At 72.5% G+C, this 1726-nt stretch carries 2 protein-coding genes and 1 pseudogene; all 3 read right to left on the bottom strand.

Going from position 1 to position 1726, the window contains the following annotated elements; translation table 11 throughout:
• The coding region (locus OZN99_RS31065) for a glycosyltransferase (RefSeq protein ID WP_270939059.1) at positions 1-427 on the bottom strand (427 nt) is incomplete at its 3' end.
• Entirely contained in the window at positions 427-1560 is a 1134-nt protein-coding gene (locus tag OZN99_RS31060) for an FtsW/RodA/SpoVE family cell cycle protein (RefSeq protein ID WP_270939060.1), read from the bottom strand. The genes OZN99_RS31060 and OZN99_RS31065, both read right to left, overlap by 1 nt.
• Positions 1557-1726: pseudogene (locus tag OZN99_RS31055) on the bottom strand (UDP-N-acetylmuramoyl-L-alanine--D-glutamate ligase); the annotation flags it as partial. The pseudogene OZN99_RS31055 and the gene OZN99_RS31060, both read right to left, overlap by 4 nt.

The raw sequence follows: 1726 nt of genomic DNA, 5'->3' as shown, positions 1-1726 counted from the left end.
CCAGCAGCCGGTTGGCGCGGCCCAGCACGGCGTTCTGCTCGTGCAGCGCCGTCGCCGGCCGGCGGGCGCGCGGCAGGGTGCGCGCGGCCAGGATCGGCGGCACCGAGGGATAGCCGCCGAAGCCGATCACCGCGGCCGCATCCAGCCGGTTCAGGATGCGGCGCGCTTCCAGCGTGCCGGCGGCCAGTGCCAGTGCGCCCTGCGCCGCCGCCTTCGCGCCGCGCCCGGCCAGGCCAGAGCCTTTCAGTACGAAGCGCTCGGCATTGCCGAAGGCCGGGCTCTCATAGGCGGCGCTGCGCGCATCGGTCATCAGCGCGATGCGCTCGCCGCGCGCCACCAGCTCTGCCGCCAGGGCCTCGGCGGGGAACAGGTGCCCGCCGGTGCCGCCGGCGGCGATGACGACAGGGCGTGCCGCGGGGCCCCGCATCATCTCTCCTCCTCGAGACGGGACAGCCGGCGCCGCGTCAGCGCCAGCAGCATGCCCATCCCCATCGCGATCGCGAGCACGGAGGATCCGCCATAGCTCACGAAGGGCAGCGTCATCCCCTTCGTCGGGATCAGGTGCAGCGAGGAGGCCATGTTGACGAAGGCCTGCAGCCCGAACTGGGTCAGCAGCCCCGCCGAGGCCAGCATCACGAACAGGTCCGTCTCGCCGAGCAGACGCACCATGCCGCGCACCACGACGAAGGCGAAGAGCGCCAGGATCAGCAAGCAGACCACCAGCCCGAACTCCTCGCCCGCCACGGCGAAGACGAAGTCGGCATGGGCGTCGGGCAGCACGTTCTTGACGCGCCCCTCGCCGGGCCCGCGGCCCAGCAGCCCGCCATGGCCGAAGGCCTCCAGCGCCACCGTCACCTGGTAGTTGTCGCCGGCCGCGGGGTCCAGGAAGCGGTGCACGCGCGACTGCACATGCGGGAACAGCGTATAGGCCAGCACCGCGCCCGCGATGCCCAGCGCGCCGACGAAGCCCACCACGAACAGGTTCAGCCCGGCGACGAAGAACTGCGCGAAGAAGACGGCGGTGATCACCAGCAGCATGCCGATGTCCGGCTGCCCCTTCAGCAGCGCCGCGATGCCGAGGAACAGCACGATCGCCAGCAGCGTCGCGCCGTGCCGCCGGTTCACCTTCCCCTCGGCGATCAGCCACGCGGCGACGATGGCGAAGCAGGGCTTCAGGAATTCCGAGGGCTGCAGCGAGCCGATGCCCGGCAGGGCCAGCCAGCGCCGCGCGCCCTTGATCTCCACGCCGATCACCAGCGTCGCCGCCACCAGCAGCAACGAGCCGGCCAGCCCGACCCAGCCCAGCAGCCGCACCTGGCGGATCGACAGCATGGAGACCGCGATCATCACCGCCGTCGCCGCGGCCAGATAGACGATCTGGCGGACGAAGAACATGTTGCGGGAGGAGGCGCCGATGCGCTCCGCCACCGCGGGCGAGGCCGCCAGCATCATCACGTAGCCGAAGCCGACCAGCGCAAGCAGCGCCGCCAGAGTCCAGCGGTCGATCGTCCACCACCAGCGGCCGAGGGTGGAGGTGTCGGCGCGGGAGACGGCCATCAGGCGGCCCTCCCGAACTCGTCCGCGATCAGGCCGCGCACCAGAGCGCGGAATCTGTCGCCGCGCGCATCGAAGCCGGAGAACTGGTCGAAGCTGGCGCAGGCCGGCGAGAGCAGCACCACCGGCGCCGCGCCCGCGCGGGCGGCCGCGGCGGCGGCGGGCACGGCGG

The sequence above is a fragment of the Falsiroseomonas oryzae genome, from assembly GCF_027856955.1.
GTDB lineage: Bacteria > Pseudomonadota > Alphaproteobacteria > Acetobacterales > Acetobacteraceae > Falsiroseomonas > Falsiroseomonas oryzae.
The sequence above is the reverse complement of the archived record's forward strand: the minus strand, read 5'-3'. Positions and strand labels throughout refer to the sequence as shown.